We start from the raw sequence: 24,304 nt of genomic DNA on the forward strand, positions 1-24,304 counted from the left end.
TAGTGAGCTCCATGAAAACGGGCATAACCCGCATCCGCTGCCACCGCCGGAAACCACGCCGCTACGCGGAGGTTTTCAATTGAGGCAACGTATCCGGCTACGCGGAGGTTTTCTATGAGTCAACGCGAACCCTTGAACGGCCGATGCCCCGGGGTTAACATATCCGGCACGCGGCGCAGCGGAAGCCGGCGCTTGATCAGAACGGGGAGTCGGACATGAGCGGGACAACCACCCGGGCGTCATCGGCACAGCTGATGGTGGACCTGATTATCTCCCTGGACGGCTATGCCTCCGCCGAGGGATGGCCGGGCTGGTGGGGCCTGGAAGGGCCGGAATACCTGGCCTGGCTTGAGGAGGAGGGGGCGAAGCGGTACACGATCCTGATGGGGGCGAACACCTACCGGCTGATGTCCGGCATGGCGGCGGACGCCGAAGCGGACGGCTCCGCATTTTCCCGGGAAGAGGGTGCGAGCCTGACCGGCCTCGCCGCCGTTACCAAGATCATCTTCTCCGCCACCTTGCCGGCGCCCCTGGCCTGGCCGAACTCGGAGCTCGTCACCGGGGACGCCGTGGAGGCCGTGAGGGAAATGAAAAGGACCGGCACCGGCACGCTGAGCACGCTGGGCAGCCTCAGCCTGTCCCGCTCGTTGCTGACGGCCGGTCTGGTGGACCGGTTCCGGGTGGTGGTGTTCCCCGTAATCACCGGCCGCACCGGACGGGAGCGGATCTACGACGGCTATCCGGACGTCGCGCTCGAAATGGTCGAAAGCAGGACCTTCGACGGCCGGCTCCAGCTGCTCGAGTACGTCCCCACGGTGCTCACCGGGCCGCCGGCCCGCGGACCCGGTGAACAGCGGACGGGATGACGTCCTTGCGCAGCCCGGCACAGCGGTCCCGCACGTTCACCGGAATCCTGGTGAATACTGCCCTTGCCAATATCACCACCAGTTACCTGTGGTTCGCCCTGACGTTCTGGGTGTACCTGGGGACGCGCAACGTGATCGCCACCGGCGTGGTGGGTGGTTTGTACATGCTGCTGATCGCGCTCTCCAGCATCGGCTTCGGCACCTTCGTGGACCGCTACCGCAAGCTGGCCGTCATGCGCTTCGCCGCAGGGTTCACCCTGGTGATGTTTGTGCTGGCGGGGGTCATGTTCCTGCTGACACCGGCCGCCAGGCTGCTGGACCTGGCCGGGCCGTGGTTCTGGCTCTTCACGCTGATCATCCTGGTCGGTGCGGTGGTGGAGAACATGCGCAATATCGCCCTGTCCACCACCGTCACTATTCTCATCGAGCCCGACAGGCGGGCCAATGCCAACGGGCTCGTGGGCATGGTGCAGGGGCTGATGTTCATCGTCACTTCGGTGCTCTCCGGATTATCCGTGGGGCTGGTGGGCATGGGCTGGACCATCGTCGTCGCCCTCGTGCTCACCGCGCTGGCCTTCGCGCACCTCCTCACACTGCGCATGCCCGAAGAGGTGCGTGCGGCGGCCACGGATGCACACGGCAGCTTTGACCTGCGCGGGTCCCTCGCCGCCGTGCTTGCCATCGCCGGCCTGTTCGCGCTGATCCTGTTTTCAACCTTCAACAACTTTATCGGCGGGGTCTACATGGCGCTGATGGATCCCTACGGCCTGGAGATGTTCCCCGTGGAGCTCTGGGGGACCTACTTCGCGCTGGGCGCCACCGGCTTCATCGTGGGCGGCGCGCTGGTGGGCAAGTTGGGGCTCGGGTCCAATCCATTGCGCACCATGCTCATCGCGGTGATCCTGATGGGCGTTCTCGGCGCCGTGTTCACAGTGCGGGAATGGGCCTGGCTGTACATCGCGGGCATCTGGCTCTACCTGGTCCTGGTTCCCGTTGTGGAGGCTGCAGAGCAGACAGTCATCCAGCGGGTGGTGCCGCTGCCGCGGCAGGGCCGGGTGTTCGGGTTCGCCATGGCGTTTGAGTCAGCGGCGGCACCGATCACGGCCTTCCTCATTGCGCCGATCGCCCAGTTCTGGATCATCCCGTATGCGCGGTCGGCCGAGGGCGCGGCCCAGCTGGCCCCGCTGCTGGGCGAGGGCACCTCGCGCGGCATAGCGCTGGTGTTCCTGGTGGCCGGAATCATCATGGTGGTGGCCGCCCTGCTGGCCTTCCTGACTCCGGTGTACCGCCGCGTCTCGGCGTCCTACTCGGGGGGAACGGCAGAAGCGGAGGAAGCGGCGGACACTGCCAGGTGACCCGCCGCTTCCCCGAACCCCTGTCAGCCCACTGTCACCGCCGCGGGGAGCGGTTCGAGAGGCACGTGGCGCACGGCCCCTTTGTCCGCCGAGAGCGCGAAGGCGGCGTAGGCCCGGAGCGCCGGTGAGACCGCCCGCTCACGGTTGCGGGGCCGGTAGCCGCTGCCCGCCTCCAGCAGTTCACGGCGGCGGTCAAGCTCGGCGTCGGACACTTCCACCGCGATGGAGCGCGCGGGGATGTCGATGGTGATGATGTCGCCGTCCTCGATGAGGGCGATGGCTCCTCCCGCGGCCGCCTCGGGAGAGATGTGGCCGATGGACAGTCCTGACGTTCCGCCGGAGAAGCGGCCGTCGGTGATGAGCGCACATTTGGCGCCGAGCCCCAGGCCCTTGAGGAACGACGTCGGGTACAGCATTTCCTGCATGCCCGGGCCGCCGCGCGGGCCTTCGTAGCGGATCACCACCACGTCGCCTGCCTCGATCCGTTTGCTCAGGATGGCTTCCACGGCGTCGTCCTGCGATTCGAAAACCACGGCCGGCCCGGAGAACTTAAAGATCGATTCATCCACGCCGGCGGTCTTCACCACGCAGCCGTCCACCGAAATGTTGCCCCGCAGCACGGCCAGCCCGCCCTCCACGGTGTGCGCATTGGCGACGGACCGGACGCAGCCGTTGGCGCTGTCCGTGTCCAGCGTGTCCCAACGTTCGGACTGGGAGAATGCAGTGGCTGAGCGGACGCAGCCGGGCGCCGCGTGGAACAGCTCGACGGCGGTGTTGGTCGCCTTGCCGCCGCGGATGTCCCAGTCGTCCAGCCAGGAGCGCAGGTCCGGGCCGTGCACGGAGCGCACATCGTGGTTGAGCATCCCGCCGCGGTCCAGTTCACCGAGGATGGCCGGGATGCCGCCGGCGCGGTGGACGTCCTCGACGAGGTAGTCGCCGTTGGGGGCAACCTTGGTCAGGCAGGGGGTGCGGCGCGAGATCGCATCGATGTCCTCGAGCGTGAAGTCCAGCTCGGCCTCCTGGGCTGCGGCGAGCAGGTGCAGGATGGTGTTGGACGAGCCGCCCATGGCGATGTCCATGGTCATGGCGTTTTCGAACGCGGCGCGGCCGGCAATGGCCCGCGGCAGCACGGACTCGTCGTCGCCGTCGTAGTAGGCGTTGGTGATGTCCACGATTGCCTTGCCGGCGTCCTGGTACAGGTCCTTGCGTGCGGTATGCGTGGCCAGCGTGGTGCCGTTTCCCGGCAGCGAGAGGCCCAATGCTTCGGTGAGGCAGTTCATGGAGTTGGCCGTGAACATGCCCGAGCAGGAACCGCAGGTGGGGCAGGAGGTTTCCTCGATCCGCAGCAGGTCCTCATCGGAAACGGAGTCGTTGACGGCGTCGGCGATGGCGGAGATCAGGTTGAGGCGCTTCCGGACGGTGCCGTCCACCAGCACGGCCGTGCCGCCCTCCATCGGGCCGCCGCTGACGAAAACCGTGGGGATGTTCAGGCGCAGCGCGGCCATCAGCATGCCGGGGGTGATCTTGTCGCAGTTGGAGATGCAGATCAGGGCGTCGGCGCAGTGCGCGTTGACCATGTACTCGACCGAGTCGGCGATCAGGTCGCGCGAGGGCAGGGAGTACAGCATGCCGCCGTGGCCCATGGCGATGCCGTCATCGACGGCGATGGTGTTGAACTCGCGCGGGATGCCGCCGGCCTCAATGATGGCGTCCGAAACGATGCGTCCCACGGGCTGGAGGTGCGTGTGGCCGGGGACGAATTCGGTGAAGCTGTTGGCGACGGCGATGATCGGCTTGCCGAAATCGTCGCCGTTGACGCCGGCGGCGCGGAGCAGGGCGCGTGCGCCGACCATGTTGCGGCCGTGGGTGACTGTTCGTGAGCGTAGTGGAGGCATGGAAGCAGTCAACCAGTGCCGCCGCTGCGGTGGAAGACGGTCCTGGTACTAGTAGTGGGAGTGCTAGATTTTTGGGGTGAGTGATGAACGACGGCGGGAGCTGGGGCAGTTCCTGCGTGACCGGCGAGGAAATCTGGTGCGGGCCGAGCTGGGGCTGCCGCCCATTGGGCGCAGCCGCACCCAGGGGCTGCGCCGCGAGGAGGTTGCCTCCTTTGCCGCCGTGAGTGTCACCTGGTACACGTGGCTCGAGCAGGGCCGGGAGATCAACGCCTCCCGCCAGGTCCTCGAAGCCATCGCGCGGGTGCTGCAGCTGACAGCAGCGGAGAACGCGTACCTGCTGGCTCTGGGAGGCTACGCCCCGGTGCCGGCGGCGGACATCGTCCCGATCGAGGAAGCGCCCGCCCATGTGCAGCGGCTCCTGGATTCCCTGGACTTCCCGGCTTTTGCCGTGGCCCCGGACTGGGGGATTGCGGGCTGGAACCGGGCCTACGCCGGCCTGTATTCGCGCATCGCGGCCATCGGCCCGGCGGACAGGAATCTCCTCTGGCTCATCTTCACCGACCCGCACCTGCGCGACATGCTGCCGGACTGGGAAGAGACCTCCCGCCATTTCGTCGCAGAATTCCGTGCCGAAGCGGGAGCCCGGCTCGGCTCCGCCGCCCACACGGCCCTGATCTCCCGCCTGACCGGGGCCAGCCCCGAGTTTGCCCGGCTTTGGGCGGACCGCGGCGTGGAGCGCTTCGCCTCCCGGCAGCGGGTGTTCCTGCATCCCGACGCCGGCCGGCTGGTCTACGAACAGCACCGTCTGGTGCCCTCGGATGCACCGGAACTGCATCTGGTCATGTACGCCCCTGTGCCGGAGAACTGACCCGTCCCTCGGACAACCCCGCACTCGGCCTGGTCCTTGCGCTCGCAGAGCAGGTCTGGCCGAGCCCGGCCTAGCGCCCGCAGCGGCGCGAAACCCGCGCTACTCGGCGGAAGGCCGCCGTCGTTGCTGTTTGGTTGCCGACCGCTGCTGCTTGGCTGCAAGATGGCGGTATTTCGATCCCCGCGTGGGTTTGGTGGGCCGGCGGCGGGGACCTTCCGGGGCAAGGGCAGCCCGCACAAGGTCAGCGAGCTTGGCCAGCGCGAGCTCGCGGTTGCGCAGCTGGGAACGCTGCTCGGAAGCGGTCACGGTGATCACGCCGCCGATCAGGCGTGGTCCGAGCCGCTCCAGTAGCGCCAGGCGCTGGCTTTCCGAGAGCACCGCGGAGCCACTGACGTTCCATGAGAGCTCGGCCCGGCTGTCCGTGGTGTTGACATGCTGGCCGCCTGGACCCGACGAACGGGAGAACCGCCAGCCCAGTTCCGCCGCCGGAATGATGAGCGCGGGCGACACCTCCAGATCCATGCACCCAGCGTCGCACAAAACGCGCTTCGCCGGCGCCGCCACCCGGCTCCACACGGACGTGAGCAGGCAAAATGGTGTCGTGGACGATGCTGATGCTGTAACCACGCAACGCACCACGGTAGAGGATTGGACCCGGGCGCTGGCAGAGTCCAGCGGCTCGCCCGGCGGCGGCGCCGGGACCGGAGTCATGCTGGCCATCGCCGCGTCGTTGACAGCGATGGTTGCCGGCTACACCGAACCCGACCCGCACCAGCGGACGGAGCTCGACGCTATCCATGAACGGGCGCTGCTGCTCCGCCGGACCGCCCTTCGGCTGGCCGACGAGGACGCCGCCGCCTCGCAGGCTTTCGGAGCGGCGTTCCACCAGGAGCCGGGACCGGACCGCGAGGACGCCATCCACCGGGCCTCCGTGGACGCTGCGAAGGCATCGGCAGTGCTCGGCGACCAGGCGATCGCAGCCATCGGGGATCTGGGCTGGCTCGCTGCCAACGGCAACCCTGCCCTCATTGCCGATGTCGTCGTCGCGTTCGGTGCCCTCAGAGCCGCGGTCACCGGGGCACGCACCAACGTGAGTTTTGACCTCGGCGCGCTCACGTCCGCAGGTGCCACTCTCGAGGAGGTCCGCGGGCAGCATCCGAAACTGTGGGAGACAGTCCAGCGGCTCACTACCGCTCTTGACCGGATTGATGACCTGGCCGCAGGGATAGACCACCGCGCCGCCCCGACAGATGCCGGTTAGGGCCGATCCGATGCCATGGTTTGCGGCGTCCCCGGCCTGAGCTCACACCTGACCTCACACCTGACCTCACACCAGCGGCCACGGGTACCGCATGCCGGTCTGGTCCACGGGCAGGACCCCGTCCAGCAGGACCCGCCGTACCCTCCGCTGCAGTGCGGCGACCTCGGCCTGGGTGAGAAGTTCCGCCACCTCGGCCGGCACGGCCTCGGCGAGCGGAATGAGGTCCTCAAGCAGGGCGCCGGGGATCGGTTCTCCGGCGAAGTCCCAGATGACGGTGCGGAGCTTGAACGGCGCGGCGAAGCACAGCCCGTGATCGATTCCCCAGATCCGCCCGTCGTCGCCACGCAGCACGTGCCCGCTCTTGCGGTCCGTGTTGTTGGTGATGTAGTCGAACAGGGCAATCCGGGCAAGTTCGCGGTGGGTCTCCGGGGCGTCAGCGTACAGGGTGAAATAATGCTCCCGGAAGTCGCACTCGACGAACCACTGCAGCGACCCGATGCCCAGTGGCGCGTCGTCGCGGATTACCGTGGTGGGAACCAGACCCCACGCCAGGTACTCGCTGAGCAGGTACGCCGCCCGTTCCCGGCGAAACAACCCGGGCAGGAAATCGGACAGCGGGCGCTCGCCGGCCTCAGGCTTGTAGACCGCACGCCCGGAATCCGCCCCTCGGGAGACCCGGACCAGGAAGGTCTCATTGCTGCTGCGGAGGATCCGGCCAAGCACCTCCACCCGGCCCTGGTTCAGCAGGGTCAGCTCGCGGCCGGGCACCAGCCGCACCCTTCCACGGTCGGCCGCACGTTCACGGCACCCTCAGTCCACTCAGCGGTTCAGCGGTGGAGTTCACCAGCAGCACCGCCGGTGCCCGGCCAGCCACAAAGGAGATGGCGGACACGGAGCCGGGGCTGACCACAATCCGCTGGAGCAGGTCCAAATGCGTGCCCAGGGCGTGGGCAAGAGCCGCCTTGATGGGGTCGGCGTGGGAAAAACATACAACCACGCCCCCGGGGTTGGCGGCGCAAAGTGCCTCGAGCGCCCCCACCACGCGTGCCTGCATCTGCACGAAGCTCTCCCCGTTCGGGAAGCGGAAGGCCGAGGGATTGTGCTGGACGGTCTGCCACTGCGGAAGGACCGCCAGGTCGGCGAGCGCGGCGCCCGTCCAGTCCCCGAAGTCGCACTCGATCAGGCCGGCATGTTCCCGCACTTCCAGGCCCCTGCGGGCGGCCGTGGGCGCGGCGGTCTCGCGGGCGCGTTCCAGCGGCGAGGAGTAGAGGCCGTCAAGGGGCAGGCCGTCCAGGCGTTCCGCCACGCGTGCGGCCTGGTCGCGTCCCCGGTCGGACAGATGCAGTCCCGGGGCGTGCCCCGGCAGCACCATGCCGGTGGTGGGCGTTGCACCGTGCCGCACCAGCAGCAGCAGGGTGTCCTGTGGGTCCGGCGCCGGGGCCGGATGTCCCGGGGGAGGGGCTGCAGTCATCAAAATCCAGCGTAACCTTCCCCGCGTCCGGCCGGGCAGGAATTGTGGCGAATTGCTCGATTCCCTGCTGGTTTGGGGTCTACCGTAGAAAGGTGAGTGATCGCCCCGATGTTTTTACTGTTGGTGAGTTGCGGGCCGCCGGCCATGTCCGGAAAGACCTGCGGCATGAGATCCGCGACAATCTGCTGGCCGCGCTCGCCGCCGGCCGGGATCCGTGGCCCGGGATATATGGATTCGGCCGGACAGTCCTGCCCCAGCTCGAACGCGCCCTGATCGCCGGGCATGACGTCGTCCTGCTCGGTGAACGCGGGCAGGGCAAGACCCGGCTCCTGCGCACCCTCGCCGGGCTGCTGGACGAGTGGTCGCCGGTGATCGAGGACTCGGAACTGAACGAACACCCGTACGAACCCATTACCGAGCAGTCGCGCGCCCGGGCCCTCACCGAAGGTGACCGCCTGCGGGTGGCGTGGCGGCACCGCTCGGAGCGTTACGTCGAGAAGCTCGCGACGCCGGACACCTCTGTTGCCGACCTGATCGGCGATGTTGATCCCATGCGGGTGGCCGAGGGCCGCCGGCTCGGAGACCCCGAAACCATCCATTACGGCCTGATCCCGCGCTCCAACCGAGGCATCGTCGCCATCAACGAACTGCCGGACCTCGCCGAGCGGATCCAGGTATCGATGTTGAACGTCATGGAGGAACGCGACATCCAGATCCGCGGCTACGTGCTGCGGCTGCCGCTTGACGTGTTGGTGGTGGCCTCCGCCAACCCGGAGGACTACACCAACCGTGGGCGGATCATTACGCCGCTGAAGGACCGCTTCGGGGCGGAGATCCGCACCCACTACCCCATTGAGCTCGAGGACGAGGTCGCCGTGATCCGGCAGGAGGGCCAGCTCGTTGCCGACGTCCCCCCGGTTATCCTCGAAATACTGGCCCGGTACACCCGCGCCCTCAGGTTGTCGCCGGCCGTCAACCAGACCTCCGGGGTCTCGGCACGGTTCGCCATCGCGGGGGCCGAAACGGTTGCTGCCGCAGCCCTGCGCCGGGCCAGTGTGCGCGGCGAGGATAAGGCGGTGGCGCGGATCATCGACCTGGAAACCGCTGTTGACGTCCTGACCGGCAAGATCGAGTTCGAATCCGGGGAGGAGGGCCGCGAACAGGCGGTTCTTGACCACCTCCTGCGCACGGCCACAGCGGAGGCGGTGCGGGCGCACTACCAGGGCCTGGACCTGGGACCGCTCGTGGCCGCCCTGGACGGACACCGGACCGTCACCACCGGAGATCAGGTCACCGCCCGCGAGTTCCTGGAAAACCTCCCCTCGCTCAACGGGTCAGCCCTTTACGACGAGATCAGTAACAGGCTCGGCGCCCAAAATGACGGCCAGCGTGCCGCGGCGATCGAGCTTGCCCTCGAAGGTCTCTACCTCGCCCGGCGGATCTCAAAGGAGTCCGACGACGAGGAAACCATCTACGGTTAGCAGTCCGAAGAGAGACGAATCATGAGCTTCCATCACCGATCCTCCAAATACGGCCGATACACGGGAGGGCCGGACCCCCTTGCCCCTCCGGTGGACCTGGCCGAGGCCCTTGATGCCGTGGCCGAGGACGTCATGGCCGGGTATTCGCCCAGGCACGCCCTGCAGGAATACCTTCGGCGCGGCGGCCGGCACATGGAAGGGTTGGATGACCTGGCCCGGCGGGTTCAGCAGCGCCGCAGCGACCTGTTGAGCCGCCACCGGCTGGACGGCACTCTGAACGAGGTGAAGAAGCTGCTGGATACCGCCGTCCTGGAGGAGCGCAAGCAACTGGCCCGGGACGCCATGATGGACAACACCGAGCGCGCCTTCCGCGAGATGCAACTGGAGAACCTGCCCCGGTCCACGGCCGCAGCCGTCAATGAGCTGGCCTCCTACGACTGGCAGTCCAGTACGGCACGGGAGGCCTACGACAGGATCAAGGATCTGCTGGGCCGCGAGGTCCTCGACCAGCGTTTCGCCGGCATGAAACAGGCACTCGAGGGGGCTACGGAGGAGGACCGGGCGGCCGTGGCCGAGATGCTGCAGGACCTCAACGGGCTGCTCGACAAACACCGCCGCGGCGAGGACACCGACGCGGACTTCCAGAAGTTCATGGCCAAGCACGGCCAGTTCTTCCCCGAGAACCCGGAGTCGGTCGAGGAACTGATTGATTCCCTTGCCCAACGTGCTGCCGCAGCCCAGCGGCTCCTGCAATCGATGTCCCCGGAGCAGCGGGATGAGCTGATGAGCCTGTCCGCCCAGGCCTTCGGCTCGCCCGAACTCATGGCACAGCTGGGCCGGCTCGATGCCAACCTGCAGGCCCTGCGCCCCGGCGAGGACTGGACCGGCTCCGAACGGTTCGAGGGGCAGGAGGGCCTGGGGCTGGGGGATGGCACCGGCGTGCTCCAGGACATCGCCGAACTCGACGAGCTGTCCGAACAGCTCTCCCAGTCCTACAACGGCTCACGTTTGGATGACCTGGATGTGGATGCCCTCGCCCGGCAGCTCGGCCAGAACGCCGCGGTGACAGCGCGCACCCTCGCCGAGATCGAGCGCGCCATGCAGGACGGCGGCTACTTGCGGCGCGGGGCGGACGGCGACCTCCGGCTGTCCCCGCAGGCGATGCGGCGGCTCGGCAGGTCGCTGCTGCGCGATACCGCCAAGCAGCTCTCCGGGCGGCAGGGGCGCCGGGAGACCCGGCTGGCAGGCGCCGCAGGTGAGCAGACCGGGTCCAGCCGGCAGTGGGAGTTCGGGGATGCGGAGCCCTGGGATGTCACCCGCACCATCACCAATGCCATCCGCCGGACCACGGCCGACGGCGGCGATCCGGGCAGCGGGTTGCGGCTCAGCGCCGGGGACATCGAGGTGGCGGAGACGGAGGCACGCACCCAGGCCGCCGTCGTGCTGCTGGTGGACGTCTCGTTCTCCATGGCGGCCGAGGGGCGGTGGGTGCCGATGAAACGCACCGCACTGGCCCTGCACCACCTGGTTTCAAGCCGGTTCCGAGGGGACCGGCTGCAACTGATCACCTTCGGCCGCTACGCGCAAAGCAGGGACATCGGTGAACTTACCGCATTGGCCTCCCGCCGGGAGCAGGGAACAAACCTGCACCACGGCCTGCTGCTCGCCAATCGCTTCTTCCGCCGGCACCCGTCCATGCAGCACGTCCTCCTGGTGGTGACCGACGGCGAGCCCACCGCGCACCTGCTCCCGGACGGAGACTCGTGGTTTGACTACCCGCCTGCCCCGGAAACCATTCGCCTGACTATCGCCGAGCTCGACCGCCTTGGCCGGGCAGGCACCCAGACCACGTTCTTCCGGCTGGGTAACGACCCCGGGCTCGAACGGTTTGTCCAGCGGATGGCCCGCCGGGTGGACGGCCGGGTGGTTGCCCCCGACGCCGGCGACCTCGGAGCAGCCGTGGTGGGGGAGTACCTCAGGGCGCACTTCCGCGACCATCCCTACGACGACGCCGACTGGGCCTCCTAAGCCTTCCGTCACCCATCGGCTGAAGAATGCCCGCCGGCGGCGGTGGCGATGGCCGCGGAAGGTTCAGGATCTGCGACGATGTGGGAAGGAAAATTCCCAGGAGGATGCATGCCGTACACAGTCGATTTCAAGAACGTTTCCACCGTAGGGCTGGAGTCGTCACCCGTTGCCGACGCACTGGCCGGCCTGCGCGCCAACGAGGCCCGGTACTTCAAGAACAAGTTCGATCACGATTTCACCGTCCAGCCGGCGGACGAAGCGCCCCGGACACTCGACTGGATCCACGGGGTTCTCTCCAGCGAACGCAACATCTCCATCGCTGCCCGTCCGCTGGAGGTCTCGGACTTCGAGGTGGACGGGACGCGGATGGCCTATGTGTTCTACGAGTCCGGATTGTCCATCAACGTGATGTACGGCATCGAGGATGGCAGCAAGCGGGCAGTAGGGTTCAAGCTCTCCGACGGCATGGAGATTCCGGAGGAGCTGGCATCGAGCTTTAAATTCGCGCGGCAAAAGTCAAAGCTGGCCGGCACCATCCGCGGTTCCTACTTTGTGATCAAGGGCCAGCACTGACACCGGGCCGCCGCGGTGTTCTGTCACGAACGGCCCAAGCAAGGTCCTGAGGTGTGAGTGGACCTGCTCCAGCGTCTGCCCTGATTCGAGCATGCGGGTGCCGGCGTGAACAACGGAGTTGATCATCCCTGCCAGTGAATCGGGGTCGGCGACCCCAAGCTCCGTGAGGGTTTCTATCAGCGGTTCCTGGAGCTGCCGGTGCATCCGCGTGGCTTGCTCGTCGAGTTCCTCACCGGGAGCCAGGGTGGCCAATGCTGAGCCGACGGCGTGGGCTCCTTCGGCGACGAGGTCCACGTTGGCCGTGGCGTAGGCCAGGATGCGGTCGGCTTTGGTGGGTGCCTCGGCCATGGCGCCGGTGACGCGTTCGGTCCAGCGCGGAAAAATGTCGCGGACCAGGGCCTGGAGGAGGTCCTGGCGGGAGCCGAAGTACTGATAAACGCTGGGCCGGGACAGTCCTGCCCGCAGGGCGACCTCGGCCATCGTGGGCGCTTCCGAGGTTTCCTGCAGGAGTTCGTGGGCGGCGTCCAGCAGTGCGCGTTCCTGTGCGGCGCGGTGCTCCGCTACGGTGGCGGCACTTATTCTGGGCATTGGGTGATCCTTTGACACTGGCTGGGGTACGCATCAAGACTACGACGCGCGACGGCGGCCCGCTGAGCAGGCCGCCATCGTCGTTTCCGGGCCCGGATGTGTTAGCTGACCGGTGCGGGAAGCCCTAAACGGCCGTCCACCATTTCTACGATCCGGTCGCAGTGGCCCAGGACGTCATGGTCGTGGGTGACCATGACGGTGGCGACGCCATGTTCGCGGCTTTGCCGTGCAAGGAGCTCCACCACTTCGCGGCTGCGTGCCCGGTCCAGGGATGCGGTGGGCTCATCCACCAGGAGCAGTTTCGCTCCGGAGACAAGTGCCCGCGCGATGCCTACACGCTGCCGTTCGCCGCCGGAAAGCTGGCCGGGGCGGTTGGCGGCGCGGTGGGCCATGCCGACGGAGTCCAGCAGCGCCATCGGATCGAAGCGCTTCGGTCCGCCGGCAAGCCTGTTGACCAGCCGGAGCTGGTCCGCCGCGGTCAGCGCCGGGATGAGGTTGCCGGACTGGAAGACGAAACCTATGTTGGCCAGCCGGAACGCGGCGCGTTTGCCCTGGCTCAACCGGGAGAGGTCCTGGCCGTTGACGGTGACCGTCCCCGAATCCGGGGAAGCCAGGGCGCCGGCGATGGCGAGCAGCGAGGATTTGCCGGAACCGGACGGCCCGACGATGGCCAGGAACTCGCCGGGGGCAACGTCGAGGCTGACGTCATCCAGGGCTCTCACCCGGGTGTCACCGTCGCCCAGTTCCATCACGGCGTGGCGGATGGACAGGCCTGTGCCGAGATGCGTGCCGGCCAGGCCTGCGCCGGCTGCTGAGAGTGTGGGGTTGGTCATCGCTGTCCTCCAAGTGCATTGAGCGGGTTGATCCGGGAAATTCGGACCACGGCCACCGCGGCACCCAGCAGGCCCAGGCCGATGGTGAGGGCCGTGGCGCTGGCGATGGGTGCGGCCTCGAGAGCGAACGGCATGGCTTCCGGCATGGCACTGCCCAGGCCCAGCCCGGCAGCCACGCCCAGTGCCGTGAATCCCACCAGCAGGATCGCGGCCTGAGCCAGTCCATCCCGCAGCAGGTAGCCGGTGGACGCGCCCATGGCCCGCAATACGGAGATTTCGTGCTTGCGCTGGATCGTCCACACGGTGAAGAACGCGCCCACGACCAGGGCGCAGATCGCGTAGAGGAACACCTGGATCATGCTCAGGGTCATGGTTTCGGCTTCATAACCGGGTGAGGCATTGAAGGCCGCGGAGAGGGACTTGCTGGAGGTGCCGGCGGCGGTATCGCCCGCGGTGAGGTCCACCTTGGCGCCGGGGCTGGCCTGCACGGCCACCACGCTGGCGGTATCAAAATCGAGTCCGGACAGCTGCGCGGCGCTCGGAGCGCCGGCGGCCGCCTGACCGGAGGCGATCAGCTGCCAGGTCCTCAGGGGCAGATACGCAACATCGACGTGGCCGAACGTGGCCTGACCGTCGGTGAAACCGACAACCTTGAGCTTCGTGCCGATCCGGTCGAGCGTCAGAACCGTTCCGAGGTCGATGCCTTCGGCCTTGGCGGTGGAGGACACCACCACGCCGTCGGTATCTCCGAGGCCGGCTCCTTCGGAACGGGTCGGTTCCAGGAAGGATCCGGGCTGGACGCCGAATAGCGTGAGGTCAACCTGCTTCCCGGAATCGGTGGTTGCGTTGGCCATGCCGACGCCCATCTTCTCGGCGGCGGCCACGCCCTCGACGCCCCGCCAGGCGCTGAGCTGCCGGTCATCGATGACGGAGCGCGAGAAAGCGTTATCGGTCTTAGTGCCTTCATCGAAGGCGAAGGCGGTGACCGGCATCGACTTGAGGCCGGACACGCCGTCATTGACAAGGCCGGAGGACAGGCCGGAGAGCATCACCATGAGGACGGCGATCAGCGCAATGACACCGCCCATCAGGCTGAAGCGGCCGCGCGCGAAGATGAGTTCGCGGAGTGCAAGGAACATGGGGGAATCCTAGGTTCAGAGGAGAATGAGAGAGTTGCTGACATGCTGTCGGCATCTTTCTGACAGCATGTCAGGAAAGTGGGTGTGGTTCAAATCCGGCAGCCCTGCATCCAAACCCATCGTTGGCCCGGTAGTAGGGGTGTAAGCAAAGCAGCCCGCCCGCGGGCCAAACGAGGAGAAGGACATGCGCAGAAGCATTTTCACGGCCGGAGCCGGAGCAGTGGCAATTGCAGCAGCAATGGCCCTGGCCGGCCCTGCCCAGGCCGACGGCGGGGACGCCCGGCTTTCAGTGCTGCACGGAGTGCCCGGACTGACGGTGGACGTCTGGGTCAACGGCGCCCGCACCCTGGATGATTTCGCCCCCGGCAGCCTTGCCGGCCCGCTGGCGCTGCCGGCCGGAGCCTACGAACTCGCCATCACCGCCGCCGACGCCGCCAATGCTTCGGCTCCCGTCATCGGTCCGGTCAGCGTGACTCTCGCCGCGGGCGGGAACTACACCGCGGTGGCCAACCTGGACGCCACCGGCAAGCCCGCCGCGAACTTCTTTACCAATGACGTCTCCCGGATTGACGCGGGCAAGGGAAAGCTGACCGTGCGGCACCTGGCCGCGGCCCCGGCCGTTGATGTGCTCGCGGGCGGCGCCCCTGTGGTGTCCAACCTGGCCAACCCCGCCGGGCAGACCCTCAGCCTGGGCCCGGGAACCATCTCAGCTGCGGTGGCAGCAACCGGCACCACCGCCCCGGTGATCGGGCCGGCCGATGTCACAGTCTCCGAGGGCACGCACACCATTGTCTACGCCTGGGGCAGCCTGGCGGACAAGAACCTCCAACTGGCCGTCCAGACGATCGACGGGCTGCACTCGGCGCCGGCCTCAGTACCGGGAGCCCGTGACGGCTCACCTAAGGCCGCAGCCGCCAGCACCGGCGTCCCGGTCAGCGGATCGGCTGGCCCGCTTGTGGTCACCATCGGATTCGGCGTTTTGGCGGTAGTCCTGCTCCTGGGAGGCATCGGAATGGCGCGCACCATTGCCGAGCTGCGGGCACGCTGATATCAGGCGCCGGCGGGTAAGCCGGGGAGCAAATTCGCCAACAGCAGTATGAGTGCCTGCCGCCGGTACGCGCCGGCGGCAGGCCTCTCCGTTCACCCACACGTGAGACTCAACGGCGGGAAAGGCCGGTCATGAAGCCACGCACGACGACGGCAGGTGAGTCCCGCCGTCGGGCCCGCCTTCCGTGGCGGGTTGCCCTGGCCGCTGCGGCGGCACTGCTGCTTCCGGCCTGCGCCCCGGCCATTCCAGCCGCCCCCTCTGCGCCGTCCACGCACCAAAGCGCGGCAGGCGGGGATTCCACGCCCGCGGCAGCTGCGCCGCCCGGAGATACTGCCACGGTCCGCCCTCCCGCCGTGATCCCGGTGCGGCCGGCCACACTGCCGCCGGCCGATGCGGCGCCGCCTGTTCCGACCTCCCTCACGGTGGCCGGCACGTCAATCAACATGACCGTTGTACCCGTGGGTGTGGCGGATGGTGCAGCCATGGAACTGCCGGACACCTTCGACCAGGCCGGGTGGTACCGGTACGGGGCGGCCCCCGGAGCTGCCGCCGGGACCGCCGTGATAGCCGGACACATCGACACAAAATCGGACCTGGCACCGTTTTCCCGGTTGAAGACCCTGGCAGCGGGGACGATGATCCGCGTGGGACGGAAGGACGCGCCGGCCCTGACCTACCGGGTGGTCTCGGTTGACCTGATGGCCAAGGACAGTTTTGACGGCGATTCGCTGTTCCGCCGCGCGGGTCCGCACGAACTGAAGGTGGTGACCTGCGGCGGCCGGTGGCTGGACGAACGAATGGACTACAGCGACAATGTGATTGTCACTGCGGTTCCTCAGTGAGCGTTGATGAGGCCGTGGTTCTCGTCAACGGGGCCGGGAAGGAGTCCAGGTTGGCACTCCCTGACCAGGCGTCCTCCGGATGGGACGACGCGTTGACCTCCTCCTTCATCGCCGGCGATGAGCAGGTCCTGGCAGCGGCCTACCGTGAGTTCGCGCCGCTCGTGCAGACGCTTGCCCTCCGGGCCCTGCGGGACCGATCCGCGGCTGATGACGTCACGCAGGAGGTCTTCATCCGGGTGTGGCGGTCCCGGGGCACGTTCAACCCCCAGGTGGCCCGGCTCCCCGCCTGGATCGTCGGGATCACCCGGAATGTCATCGCCGACGCCCACGCCGCTTCCACACGGGAAATCCGGAAGGTTCTGGCGGTCGCCGGGGTGCGGGGTTCCGGTGAGGCGGATCCGGGGCAGGAGGCAGCCGAGGTTCTGGCGGACAGGCTGCTCCTGGACGGCGAACTGGACAGGCTCGGTGAACCTCAGGGGTCCATCATGAAGCTCGCCTTCTTCGAAGACCTCACGCACGAACAGATTTCCCGGAGACTGGCACTTCCGCTTGGTACGGTCAAGAGCCATATCCGACGCAGCTTGTCGCACCTGAGAAACAGATTGGAGGTAGACCATGCCGCACCTTGATCCGGACCGGTTGAGCCTCCTTGCCCTGTATGACGACTGGCTGGACGACGAGGGCCGGGAGCATCTGCGCGGTTGCGCCGCCTGCTCGGCGGACTACGCGGCCCTGCGGCGCGCGGTAACCGCCGTGAAGGCGCCTGCTGACGCCAGCGGACTTGAGGTCCCCGGCCCGCAGGTGTGGGCCGGCATACATCGGGAACTGGGCCTGTCCCAGGCAGTGCAGGAAGATCCGCTGGGTCCCGAACCGGAGCAGCCGGCTGCGCCTGCGCCGCTCGCAGCACGTGCTGCGCGCCGCCGCCGGGACCGCTGGTGGCAGCGTCCCGGCACCTGGCTTGCCGCCGCTGCGGCCACGCTGCTTGTGGCCGGAGCTGGGCTGTGGGCGCTGAACCGGGTCCCGGAACCGCTTGCCCAGGCGACGCTGACACCGTTGGCCCAATACTCCGCCACCGGGTCGGCGAAAGTGGTCAGGGAGCCGGACGGTTCCCGGATGCTGGAAGTGAAACTCAGCAAGGACGAAGCCCGGGGCTACCAGGAAGTCTGGCTGATCGCTCCGGATCTCTCGCGCCTGGTCAGCCTCGGCGTGATGAATTCGGACTCAGGTACCTTCGAGGTGCCGGCCGGCCTGCAACTGGCGGACTTCCCCGTGGTGGATGTCTCTGACGAGCCGCTGGACGGGAACCCGGCGCACTCAACGGTCAGCATCGTCCGGGGCACGCTGAACTCCTGAGTCCGGGGCGCGTCCGCCGGGTTATGCCTCAGATCAGGCCAAGTTCGGCAAACGCGTCCACCAGGCCTTCGCGGTGCGGCGGTGCCGCCACCCGGTCAGCCAGGGCGAGGAGCTCCGGCGAGGACCCTTCAATGGCGATGCCCACCCCCGCAAAAGCGATCATTTCCAGGTCGTTCTGGCCGTCACCCACGGCGACGGTATTTTCCTGTTCGATGCCCAGCCGGGCGATGACGGCGGCAACGCCGTCGGCCTTGCTGATGCCGCTCTGGTACAGCTCGCCCGAGTGCCGCCCCTCGTTGGCGATTGAATTGGCCACCACGGCAATGCCGGCGCCGATTTCCCGGGCAATCTGCTCCAACGGGACCGGTGCTTCGAACACCGATATTTTGGCGAAGGCCGTGCCCGCGCGCTCTGACGTGGCGCGCACGGAGCCAAGGATGGCGGAGGAGCCCTGCGCATGTCCGTCCGGTGCGCGGCGGAAGTGCTCTTCGATGATGGCCCGCAGCCGCGGCTCGGCTTCCGGGGCGACATGCAGCGAATCCTGGGCTTCAAGGATGTAGACGGCCCGGTGCCCGTCCAGGACGGCCATCGTCCTGGCGGCGAGCCCGGCAGGGAACCGGCGGTTCAGCAGGACCTCGCCGTCCACTTCGGCGTAGGCGCCGGCACTTGCCACCAGGCCGTCAAAGCCGGCCGCGAGAATGCTCGCCGGCAGCATGGAGACAGGACGTCCGGTGCAGAGCAGGACCTTGTGCCCGGCCGAGCGCGCGGCACGGACCACCCGGACATGGCCCTCGGGGACCACCCCGTAGTCCGCGTAGGTGCCGTCGACGTCAAGGAAGATGGCACGGACGGTTGCTGTGGAGGCGCCTGCTGTGGAGGTGCCGGGGTGGAAGCTCATAATCCCGGATTCTACAGGGGCGTTCCCGCTCGAAGACCGGTCGGGCGGCTACGATGATGTGGCCGCCGGTTCCACCCCGGGTCGATACCCAAGGAGCAAGGAACGCTGAGATGGCACAGTCATACTTCCAGGTAGTGGTGCGCTACACGGTTAAGCCCGAGGAAACGGAAACCGTCCTTCGGCTGCTGGGCGAGATGGCTGCAGCCACCCGCGCGGAAGAAGCCAACCTGTCCTATGAGTTCTTCCAGAGTACGGAGGACCCCGCCCAGATCGTCATTCTGGAGCGCTACACGGATGCGGCCGGCTTTGCGGCCCACCGCAACTATGACCATGTCCAGAGCATCGGTGCATCCCAGATCATCCCGCGGTTGGAGCGCCGCACCATCCAGACTTTCGAAGCCACGGAATAGGCCGCGGAATAAGCCCGGGCCCCGGTCCGGGGCCAAACCCGCGTCCGGGGCGGAAGCCGCTGGCCTCTGCCTGCGACGGCTGCTTCCGTGTCAGGATCAGTTATGACCCAACGCCTGATGCTGCTCGATACCGCGTCCCTGTACTTCCGCGCCTTTTATGGCCTGCCCGACACCATCCGCCGTGCCGACGGCACACCGGTCAACGCCGTCCGCGGCCTCCTGGACATGATCGCCAGGCTCACCACTGATTACCGGGCAACGCATCTGGTGGCGTGCTGGGACGACGACTGGCGGCCGCAGTGGCGGGTGGACCTCATCCCGACCTACAAGGCGCACCGGGTGGCTGAGTTGGTGGCGAATGCCCCCGACCTCGAGGTGGTGCCGGACGCCCTCGAGGCACAGCTTCCCATGATCCGCCGGGTGCTGGAGCTCGCCGGCATCGCCGTCGTCGGGGCTGCGGACCACGAGGCCGACGACGTTGTGGGAACCTATGCGAGCGCCGCCGGGCTTCCCGTGGACGTGGTGACGGGCGATCGGGACCTCTTCCAGCTTGTTGACGACGACCGCCAGGTGCGGGTCATCTATACCGCGCGCGGCATGCGGAACCTCGAGGTCCTGACTGACGCCGTCGTGGCCGGTAAGTACCGGGTGCTGCCCAAACAGTATGCCGATTACGCGACCCTCCGCGGCGACGCCTCGGACGGGCTGCCGGGTGTTGCCGGCATCGGCGAGAAGACGGCAGCGGCGCTCCTCGGCGAGTACGGCACGCTGGAGGGATTGCTGGCCGCGGCGGCGGATCCGGGGAGCGGCCTGTCCGCCTCTGTGCGGGCCAAGCTTGGCGCTGCCAGTGACTATCTCCAGGTGGCGCCTGCGGTGGTAAACGTGGTGCGTGATTTGGCGCTGCCCTCACTGGAGGAGGCAGGGGCGGCACTGCGGCCCGTCACCGGGGAACCGCGGACCGAACTTGAGCGGCTCGCCGTTGAGTGGAACCTGGGCGGCTCGATGGCCCGGCTCCTGACCGCCCTGGACCTTCGTGCGTGACGGCGTGCCCGTGACCTAATTTCTCTCGCGGATGTCCGGCACTAATCCGGGGCCGGCAGGAACCGGCTGTTCCGGATCCGGGACGGGCCGCAGGAGACAGAGACCGTCCGGATGTCCCACGGCCCGCGTTCCCGCAGCGGCGGCCGTCCGACCGCGACGTGGGGCACCCAATGGGGATACCGGAAGCCCAAGGCCGGCGAACCCAGAATGAAGTCGTCCACGTTGTCCACGAGGAGTCCGTCCAACAGTTCCCGCAGACCCTGGACCAGGGAAACCTGGTAGTCGTGCACGTGCTGCGGCACCTGCACTTCGAGTCCGGCAATCCGGCCGCCGCCCAGCGCAATCAGCCGGTCCGAGGTTGCGTCGAAGCCGTCCAGCGCAGGCAAGGAATACAGCCAGCGAACCGTTACCCGGGCCGCGTGGTCTGCCGGGGTGATGCCCTTGGTCCAGTCCTCAATCTCGCGTGCCAGGTCCTCGAGGATGCCAACATGCAGCAGGGTCAGGTGAAGACCCTGGGGCTTGCGGAGCGACTCGACGAGGCCACCCAGTGACTCGTAGTCGGCCGGGCCGGAGCCCACCGCCAGAACCGGAACCTCCACGGTGATGCGCGGCGGCGGCGCTTGCATACGGACCTCCTCAGGCCAGTCTCCCGGCAGCCATTATCCTCCCGCAAGGAACCCCATGGCGCGGGAACCTATTGCCGATCAGAGCGCAAAGGTGTCGAATCAAAGTACACGATTCGGCCCGGTGCACGGCAGACGCCAGGAGGTTCCCATGTCAGTGAAAGGCGCAAAGGACGCGGCACGGATACCGGGGCGGAGCGGACCCGAATCGCGGCGGGGAGACGCTTCGGCCAGCCTCGCAGCAGACAGCCCGGGCCAGGTGCGCAACGTGGCCCTCATCGGGCACTCGGGCGCCGGGAAGACCCTGCTGATCGAGGCGCTCCTCGCCGCGCACGGCATGATTTCCCGCAAAGGCTCCATCGCCGACGGGACCACCATCAGCGACTCGGACCCCGCCGCCGTCCGGCAACAGCGCTCGGTGGGGCTTGCCGTGGTGCCGCTGGTCATCAACGACATCAAGGTGAACCTGCTGGACACGCCGGGCTATCCCGACTTCATCGGGGAACTGCGGGCAGGGCTGCGGGCGGCGGACGCGGCCCTCTTTGTTGTCTCTGCCGTGGATGGCATTGACGCCACCACCACGGCATTGTGGGGTGAATGCGAGCACGTGGGGATGCCGCGGGCCGTGGCCATCACCCGCGTTGACCATCCCCGGGCGGATTACGACGGGGTCCTGGCCGCCTGCCGGCAGGCGTTCGGCGAATCCGTGGTGCCGCTCTACGTCCCGGTCAGGAGCGGTGCAGAGATCACCGGACTGCTGGGACTGCTGCAGGGCACGGTTTCTGACTACTCCGAGGGGGAAGCAGGCACCCCGCCCCGGGACGCGGACCCCGGCGAGCTTGCCGGCTCGGAAGCTGCACGGGGCCAGCTGATCGAGGGGATCATCGCCGAAAGCGAGGATGAGACGCTGATGGACCGCTACCTCGGTGGCGAGGACATCGATACTGAGGTGTTGGTCACGGACCTGGAAACCGCCGTCGCCCGCGGTTCGTTTTTCCCGGTGGTTCCCACCTCGGCCGTCACCGGCCTGGGGGCCGCCGAACTCATGGAAGTCCTGACCCGGGCGTTCCCGTCGCCGCTGGAACGCGGGCTGCCCAAGGTCACGGATCTCTCCGGCGCTCCGGCGGCCGACCTGTCCTGTGATCCGGACGGGCCGCTGGCCGCAGAGGTGGTCCGCACCACCGTTGATCCCTTCCTGGGCCGGGTCTGCCTGGTCCGGGTATTTTCGGGCACCCTGCGGGAGGACACCCCGGTGCATGTTGCAGGGTTCGGGCTGGCAGACCGCGGCCACCAGGATCACGATACGGACGAGCGGGTCACACATTTGTACTCCCCGCTGGGCGCCAACCTCCGGCCCGTATCGCAGTGCGTTGCCGGGGACATCTGTGCCCTCGCCAAACTGGGAAGTGCCGAGACGGGCGACACCATCTCCGCCAGGGAACAGCCGCTGCTGCTGTCCACCTGGGAAATACCCGAAGCGCTGATGCCGGTGGCCGTGGAGGCTGACTCGCGCAGTGACGAAGATGCCCTGTCCCGGAGCCTGGCTAAAGTTGCCGCGGGGGACCCCACCTTGCGGGTGGAGCGGAACGCCGAAACACACCAGCTGATCCTGTGGTGCATGGGTGAGGCCCACGCGGACGTGGTGCTGGAGAGGCTGCGCGAGCAGGGCGTGAAACTGCATACGCAGGACGTGGTGACCCCCCTGCGGGAAACATTCGCCGCCCCCGCGGAGGGCCATGGCCGGCACGTCAAGCAGTCCGGCGGCCACGGCCAGTACGCGGTCTGCGACATCACTGTGGAACCGCTGGCGCGCGGTGGCGGGTTCGAGTTTGTGGACAAGACAGTGGGCGGGGTGATCCCCGGAACCTTCATCTCCTCCGTGGAGAAGGGCGTGCGGGCCCAGATGCAGAAGGGGCTTGCCGCCGGCTTCCCGGTGGTGGACCTGCGCGTGACCCTGCTGGGCGGCAAGGCCCACAGCGTTGATTCGTCCGACGCTGCCTTCCAGGCCGCCGGTGCCCTGGCGTTGCGGGAGGCGGCAGCGGCGGGCCGTATCCAGCTCCTTGAACCGGTCTCCTCGGTCAGCATCACCGTTTCGGACGAGCATGTGGGGGCCGTCATGAGCGACCTCTCCGGACGCCGCGGACGGCTGACCGGCACAGCCTCGGCAGAGGGCGAGCTGACCGAAATCAATGCCGACGTCCCGGACCAGGAACTGGTGCGCTACGCGGTGGAGCTGCGGGCGCTGACTGCGGGAACCGGCCGGTTCCGGCGCCGCTACCTGCGCCATGAGCCTGTACCCAGCAGCTGACAAGCCGCTTTGCCGTGAACGCCGCCGCCCGCAAGATCCAGCGCATCTACCTCACCCTCACGCTGGGCAACACCCTTGCGGCCTCGTTCATCTGGGGTATCAACACGCTCTTCCTGCTGGATGCCGGGCTGACCAACCTTGAGGCCTTCACCGCCAACGCATTTTTCACCGCCGGGATGGTGCTCTTTGAAGTGCCTACCGGGGTGGTCGCCGACGGCTGGGGGCGCCGGGCATCGTTCCTGCTCGGGACGGTCACACTGGCTGTGTCCACGTACCTCTACTACCTCCTCTGGCAGCTCTCCGCGCCGTTCTGGGCGTGGGCGGTGGTGTCGGTCCTGCTGGGCCTGGGCTTTACGTTCTTTTCCGGAGCCGTGGAGGCCTGGCTGGTGGATGCCCTGCATTTCTCGGCCTACGAAGGCAACCTGGAGACGGTGCTCGGGAGGGGCCAGATGGTGTCAGGCATCGCCATGCTGGTGGGCTCGGCGGCCGGCGGCGTGATTGCCCAGGCCACCAACCTGGGTGTGCCGTTCCTGCTGCGCGTCGGAGTGCTCCTGTCAATGTTTGCCGTGGCGTTCCTGCTGATGCATGACGTGGGGTTCACGCCGGAACGCTCCCCGCATCCGCTGCAGGCCACCAGGGCGGTGCTGACCGCATCCATCGACGGCGGCCTGAAGAACCCGCCCGTCCGGTACATCATGCTCGCGGCGCCGTTCAGCGCCGGCGTCGGCATTTACGTCTTCTACGCGCTCCAGCCGTTCCTCCTCGAACTCTTCGGTGACCCCCGGGCCTACTCCATTGCCGGCCTCGCGGCGGCCATTGTTGCCGGCGCCGAGGTGGTGGGCGGCTGGCTGGCACCGACCGTCCGGCGGCTGGTCCGCAAGCGGACCACGGTCCTGGTGGCCACCAGTGCGCTGGGCGGGCTCCTCCTGATGGCCCTGGGGTTCACCCGCCTGTTTTGGGTGGCATTGCTGCTGCTGACCCTGTGGGCGCTGGTCACCGCGGCAGCCACGCCCGTCCGGCAGGCCTACCTCAATGACATGATCTCCTCCAGGCAGCGGGCAACAGTGCTGAGCTTCGATTCCCTGATGGGATCCAGCGGCGGGATCGTGGTGCAGCCGGTGATGGGCCGCACGGCAGACGTGTACGGGTACTCCCTGTCGCTGGCCCTGAGCGGGGTGATCGGACTGTTCGCGGTGCCGTTCCTGCTGGCAAGCCGCCGGCGGCGCTCGCCGGCCGACACCGCTGCAGCCGCTTCTGAGGCACCCCTCTGACGCAGCGGCGGGACGCTGTGAGGCGCCCCCTGTTGCCTCATTGCAATACCTCCGGGAAGACTTATTCGTTGCCTCATCTGAAAACCTCCGGTTGAGGGTTTCGTTGCCTCATTGAAAAACCCCCGGTTCTTCAGTTGTTCCAGGCCTTGTTG

24 protein-coding genes are annotated in these 24,304 nt (G+C 67.7%); 15 read left to right on the forward strand and 9 right to left on the reverse strand.

Translation table 11 applies throughout. The features are described from left to right. Positions 1 to 215: 215 nt before the first annotated feature. On the forward strand, positions 216 to 866 hold the full coding sequence (locus tag PY310_RS19680; protein WP_275216249.1) for a dihydrofolate reductase family protein: 651 nt from the start codon (positions 216 to 218) through the stop codon (positions 864 to 866). After that, positions 863 to 2,221, forward strand: coding sequence for an MFS transporter (locus tag PY310_RS19685; RefSeq protein ID WP_275216250.1), 1,359 nt, complete (start codon positions 863 to 865; stop codon positions 2,219 to 2,221). Before PY310_RS19680 ends, PY310_RS19685 begins: the two co-directional genes overlap by 4 nt. Positions 2,222 to 2,244: 23 nt before the next feature. On the opposite strand, the gene ilvD is transcribed toward PY310_RS19685, so the two are convergent. Further along, positions 2,245 to 4,116, reverse strand: coding sequence for a dihydroxy-acid dehydratase (ilvD, locus tag PY310_RS19690; protein WP_275216251.1), 1,872 nt, complete (start codon positions 4,114 to 4,116; stop codon positions 2,245 to 2,247). A 76-nt stretch (positions 4,117 to 4,192) separates the two neighbouring features. Here ilvD and PY310_RS19695 point away from each other — a divergent pair, with 76 nt between their 5' ends. Then, positions 4,193 to 4,984, forward strand: coding sequence for a helix-turn-helix transcriptional regulator (locus PY310_RS19695; RefSeq protein WP_275216252.1), 792 nt, complete (start codon positions 4,193 to 4,195; stop codon positions 4,982 to 4,984). Between the two features lie 99 nt (positions 4,985 to 5,083). Here PY310_RS19695 and arfB read toward each other — a convergent pair whose 3' ends face one another. After that, a complete protein-coding gene (gene arfB / locus PY310_RS19700; RefSeq protein WP_275216254.1) occupies positions 5,084 to 5,506 on the reverse strand; it encodes an alternative ribosome rescue aminoacyl-tRNA hydrolase ArfB in 423 nt (140 codons plus the stop codon). 79 nt (positions 5,507 to 5,585) lie between these two features. Here arfB and PY310_RS19705 point away from each other — a divergent pair, with 79 nt between their 5' ends. Beyond that, positions 5,586 to 6,245 (forward strand): cyclodeaminase/cyclohydrolase family protein, encoded by a 660-nt coding sequence (locus PY310_RS19705; protein ID WP_275216256.1) that lies wholly within the window; start codon positions 5,586 to 5,588, stop codon positions 6,243 to 6,245. Between the two features lie 66 nt (positions 6,246 to 6,311). On the opposite strand, the gene PY310_RS19710 is transcribed toward PY310_RS19705, so the two are convergent. Together PY310_RS19710 and PY310_RS19715 are read right to left on the reverse strand one after the other, a co-directional pair. Then, entirely contained in the window at positions 6,312 to 7,013 is a 702-nt protein-coding gene (locus PY310_RS19710; protein WP_275216257.1) for an SCO1664 family protein, read from the reverse strand. 31 nt (positions 7,014 to 7,044) lie between these two features. Continuing rightward, positions 7,045 to 7,716 carry an MSMEG_4193 family putative phosphomutase gene (locus PY310_RS19715; RefSeq protein WP_275216259.1) on the reverse strand — a complete coding sequence of 224 codons (672 nt, stop codon included), beginning with the start codon at positions 7,714 to 7,716 and terminating at the stop codon, positions 7,045 to 7,047. A gap of 92 nt (positions 7,717 to 7,808) precedes the next feature. On the opposite strand from PY310_RS19715, the gene PY310_RS19720 reads away from it, so the two are divergent. The 3 genes from PY310_RS19720 (at position 7,809) to PY310_RS19730 (ending at position 11,798) form a co-directional block, all read left to right on the forward strand. Then, a complete protein-coding gene (locus tag PY310_RS19720; protein WP_275216260.1) occupies positions 7,809 to 9,197 on the forward strand; it encodes a sigma 54-interacting transcriptional regulator in 1,389 nt (462 codons plus the stop codon). 21 nt (positions 9,198 to 9,218) lie between these two features. After that, positions 9,219 to 11,225, forward strand: coding sequence for a vWA domain-containing protein (locus PY310_RS19725; protein ID WP_275216261.1), 2,007 nt, complete (start codon positions 9,219 to 9,221; stop codon positions 11,223 to 11,225). Positions 11,226 to 11,333: 108 nt separating this feature from the next. Next, entirely contained in the window at positions 11,334 to 11,798 is a 465-nt protein-coding gene (locus PY310_RS19730) for a phage tail protein (RefSeq protein ID WP_275216263.1), read from the forward strand. Here the strand turns inward: PY310_RS19730 and PY310_RS19735 are convergent. The 3 genes from PY310_RS19735 to PY310_RS19745 form a co-directional block, all read right to left on the reverse strand. Beyond that, positions 11,742 to 12,386 (reverse strand): TetR/AcrR family transcriptional regulator, encoded by a 645-nt coding sequence (locus PY310_RS19735; protein ID WP_275216264.1) that lies wholly within the window; start codon positions 12,384 to 12,386, stop codon positions 11,742 to 11,744. The two genes, PY310_RS19730 and PY310_RS19735, sit on opposite strands and share 57 nt — an antisense overlap. Positions 12,387 to 12,487: 101 nt before the next feature. Continuing rightward, positions 12,488 to 13,219, reverse strand: coding sequence for an ABC transporter ATP-binding protein (locus tag PY310_RS19740; RefSeq protein WP_275216265.1), 732 nt, complete (start codon positions 13,217 to 13,219; stop codon positions 12,488 to 12,490). After that, the gene (locus tag PY310_RS19745) at positions 13,216 to 14,358 is read right to left on the reverse strand and encodes an ABC transporter permease (protein WP_275216266.1); all 1,143 of its coding nucleotides are present in this window, start codon (positions 14,356 to 14,358) and stop codon (positions 13,216 to 13,218) included. The genes PY310_RS19740 and PY310_RS19745 overlap by 4 nt, the downstream gene beginning before the upstream one ends. 184 nt (positions 14,359 to 14,542) lie before the next feature. Here PY310_RS19745 and PY310_RS19750 point away from each other — a divergent pair, with 184 nt between their 5' ends. From PY310_RS19750 to PY310_RS19765, 4 genes are all read left to right on the forward strand, one after another. Next, positions 14,543 to 15,406 carry a DUF4397 domain-containing protein gene (locus PY310_RS19750; protein ID WP_275216268.1) on the forward strand — a complete coding sequence of 288 codons (864 nt, stop codon included), beginning with the start codon at positions 14,543 to 14,545 and terminating at the stop codon, positions 15,404 to 15,406. A 131-nt stretch (positions 15,407 to 15,537) separates the two neighbouring features. After that, a complete protein-coding gene (locus PY310_RS19755) occupies positions 15,538 to 16,248 on the forward strand; it encodes a class F sortase (protein WP_275216269.1) in 711 nt (236 codons plus the stop codon). Between the two features lie 50 nt (positions 16,249 to 16,298). Beyond that, the gene (locus tag PY310_RS19760) at positions 16,299 to 16,877 is read left to right on the forward strand and encodes an RNA polymerase sigma factor (protein ID WP_275216271.1); all 579 of its coding nucleotides are present in this window, start codon (positions 16,299 to 16,301) and stop codon (positions 16,875 to 16,877) included. Then, positions 16,864 to 17,601: an anti-sigma factor domain-containing protein gene (locus PY310_RS19765; RefSeq protein ID WP_275216272.1), complete on the forward strand. Its 738-nt coding sequence runs from the start codon at positions 16,864 to 16,866 to the stop codon at positions 17,599 to 17,601. Before PY310_RS19760 ends, PY310_RS19765 begins: the two co-directional genes overlap by 14 nt. Positions 17,602 to 17,629: 28 nt before the next feature. Here the strand turns inward: PY310_RS19765 and PY310_RS19770 are convergent, their stop codons facing one another. After that, positions 17,630 to 18,499: an HAD hydrolase family protein gene (locus tag PY310_RS19770; protein WP_275216274.1), complete on the reverse strand. Its 870-nt coding sequence runs from the start codon at positions 18,497 to 18,499 to the stop codon at positions 17,630 to 17,632. A gap of 110 nt (positions 18,500 to 18,609) precedes the next feature. Between PY310_RS19770 and PY310_RS19775 the strand changes: the two genes are divergently transcribed. Together PY310_RS19775 and PY310_RS19780 are read left to right on the forward strand one after the other, a co-directional pair. Beyond that, positions 18,610 to 18,909 carry a putative quinol monooxygenase gene (locus PY310_RS19775; protein ID WP_275216276.1) on the forward strand — a complete coding sequence of 100 codons (300 nt, stop codon included), beginning with the start codon at positions 18,610 to 18,612 and terminating at the stop codon, positions 18,907 to 18,909. Positions 18,910 to 19,011: 102 nt separating this feature from the next. Then, positions 19,012 to 19,950 carry a 5'-3' exonuclease gene (locus PY310_RS19780; protein WP_275216277.1) on the forward strand — a complete coding sequence of 313 codons (939 nt, stop codon included), beginning with the start codon at positions 19,012 to 19,014 and terminating at the stop codon, positions 19,948 to 19,950. A gap of 41 nt (positions 19,951 to 19,991) precedes the next feature. On the opposite strand, the gene PY310_RS19785 is transcribed toward PY310_RS19780, so the two are convergent. After that, positions 19,992 to 20,576 (reverse strand): hypothetical protein, encoded by a 585-nt coding sequence (locus tag PY310_RS19785; protein ID WP_275216278.1) that lies wholly within the window; start codon positions 20,574 to 20,576, stop codon positions 19,992 to 19,994. Positions 20,577 to 20,724: 148 nt separating this feature from the next. Here PY310_RS19785 and PY310_RS19790 point away from each other — a divergent pair, with 148 nt between their 5' ends. Continuing rightward, complete coding sequence (locus PY310_RS19790; protein WP_275216279.1) at positions 20,725 to 22,881, forward strand: elongation factor G-like protein EF-G2; 2,157 nt, start codon at positions 20,725 to 20,727, stop codon at positions 22,879 to 22,881. 14 nt (positions 22,882 to 22,895) lie between these two features. Then, positions 22,896 to 24,152 carry an MFS transporter gene (locus PY310_RS19795; protein WP_275216280.1) on the forward strand — a complete coding sequence of 419 codons (1,257 nt, stop codon included), beginning with the start codon at positions 22,896 to 22,898 and terminating at the stop codon, positions 24,150 to 24,152. The last annotated feature ends 152 nt before the right edge of the window (positions 24,153 to 24,304 follow it).

Source organism: Pseudarthrobacter naphthalenicus (assembly GCF_029076445.1).
Classification (GTDB): domain Bacteria; phylum Actinomycetota; class Actinomycetes; order Actinomycetales; family Micrococcaceae; genus Arthrobacter; species Arthrobacter naphthalenicus.

What these genes read in the sequence shown, in the direction of transcription:
- PY310_RS19680 (WP_275216249.1), top strand. Translation starts at nt 216, where the DNA reads ATGAGCGGGACAACCACCCGGGCGTCATCGGCACAGCTGATGGTGGAC.
- PY310_RS19685 (WP_275216250.1), top strand. Translation starts at nt 863, where the DNA reads ATGACGTCCTTGCGCAGCCCGGCACAGCGGTCCCGCACGTTCACCGGA.
- ilvD (WP_275216251.1), bottom strand. Translation starts at nt 4,116, where the DNA reads ATGCCTCCACTACGCTCACGAACAGTCACCCACGGCCGCAACATGGTC.
- arfB (WP_275216254.1), bottom strand. Translation starts at nt 5,506, where the DNA reads ATGGATCTGGAGGTGTCGCCCGCGCTCATCATTCCGGCGGCGGAACTG.
- PY310_RS19715 (WP_275216259.1), bottom strand. Translation starts at nt 7,716, where the DNA reads ATGACTGCAGCCCCTCCCCCGGGACATCCGGCCCCGGCGCCGGACCCA.
- PY310_RS19725 (WP_275216261.1), top strand. Translation starts at nt 9,219, where the DNA reads ATGAGCTTCCATCACCGATCCTCCAAATACGGCCGATACACGGGAGGG.
- PY310_RS19730 (WP_275216263.1), top strand. Translation starts at nt 11,334, where the DNA reads ATGCCGTACACAGTCGATTTCAAGAACGTTTCCACCGTAGGGCTGGAG.
- PY310_RS19735 (WP_275216264.1), bottom strand. Translation starts at nt 12,386, where the DNA reads ATGCCCAGAATAAGTGCCGCCACCGTAGCGGAGCACCGCGCCGCACAG.
- PY310_RS19740 (WP_275216265.1), bottom strand. Translation starts at nt 13,219, where the DNA reads ATGACCAACCCCACACTCTCAGCAGCCGGCGCAGGCCTGGCCGGCACG.
- PY310_RS19745 (WP_275216266.1), bottom strand. Translation starts at nt 14,358, where the DNA reads ATGTTCCTTGCACTCCGCGAACTCATCTTCGCGCGCGGCCGCTTCAGC.
- PY310_RS19750 (WP_275216268.1), top strand. Translation starts at nt 14,543, where the DNA reads ATGCGCAGAAGCATTTTCACGGCCGGAGCCGGAGCAGTGGCAATTGCA.
- PY310_RS19755 (WP_275216269.1), top strand. Translation starts at nt 15,538, where the DNA reads ATGAAGCCACGCACGACGACGGCAGGTGAGTCCCGCCGTCGGGCCCGC.
- PY310_RS19765 (WP_275216272.1), top strand. Translation starts at nt 16,864, where the DNA reads ATGCCGCACCTTGATCCGGACCGGTTGAGCCTCCTTGCCCTGTATGAC.
- PY310_RS19770 (WP_275216274.1), bottom strand. Translation starts at nt 18,499, where the DNA reads ATGAGCTTCCACCCCGGCACCTCCACAGCAGGCGCCTCCACAGCAACC.
- PY310_RS19775 (WP_275216276.1), top strand. Translation starts at nt 18,610, where the DNA reads ATGGCACAGTCATACTTCCAGGTAGTGGTGCGCTACACGGTTAAGCCC.
- PY310_RS19780 (WP_275216277.1), top strand. Translation starts at nt 19,012, where the DNA reads ATGACCCAACGCCTGATGCTGCTCGATACCGCGTCCCTGTACTTCCGC.
- PY310_RS19785 (WP_275216278.1), bottom strand. Translation starts at nt 20,576, where the DNA reads ATGCAAGCGCCGCCGCCGCGCATCACCGTGGAGGTTCCGGTTCTGGCG.
- PY310_RS19790 (WP_275216279.1), top strand. Translation starts at nt 20,725, where the DNA reads ATGTCAGTGAAAGGCGCAAAGGACGCGGCACGGATACCGGGGCGGAGC.